1 pseudogene is annotated in these 555 nt (G+C 43.9%); it reads left to right on the top strand.

The window, feature by feature from the left end:
- A pseudogene (locus HMPREF9304_RS14240) lies at window positions 1-203 on the top strand (hypothetical protein); the annotation flags it as partial.
- Between the last annotated feature and the right edge of the window lie 352 nt (window positions 204-555).

The following is a 555-nucleotide window of genomic DNA, read 5'->3' as shown; positions in this document are numbered from 1 at the left end:
CCGTTCTGCTTTCCATCGTTATCGGTGCAGTTTACCTTATCTCGAAGATAGTTACACCGCAAGTCGTAACCGCCGTTTCGATTATTCTCGGTTTCCTAATACTACGCTTCATTGTCAGAGTTATTCTGCAAGTAACCTTTACAATCCTGCGTTGGCTGTTCTGGATTGCCGTCATCTTGGCAATCCTGCTTTGTGTGCTCTAAGGCACAAGGAAAGATATTCTTCGATTCATTCTTCTTTATGGGTGGTTATCTCGNTTGAGGTAGCCACCTTTTTCNTTTTCCATACNGGCGTTGCACTTTCGCTTCTNAANTCCATCTATTCCACTTTGATGTGCCATAAGTCGGTGCTGATTTCTTTTTATTCGCAAAGGTAGTAAGGGCTACNGCNTGNACAAGGTCTGTGCCTTTGGTTTGTACGGAAAATCTCCACACCTACATTTCATTNCGGGTAGTATTTTCCTGCAAAACCTTGTGCCGGCTGCGCCCCCTACCTTGTTCTTGCTACAAAAAGGAATCAGCATACTCCGATCTTTGNACGCATAAAAAAAATGTC

The organism is Hoylesella timonensis S9-PR14 (assembly GCF_000762405.1).
Taxonomy (GTDB): domain Bacteria; phylum Bacteroidota; class Bacteroidia; order Bacteroidales; family Bacteroidaceae; genus Prevotella; species Prevotella timonensis_A.
This window is presented reverse-complemented; position numbering and strand designations above follow the sequence as displayed.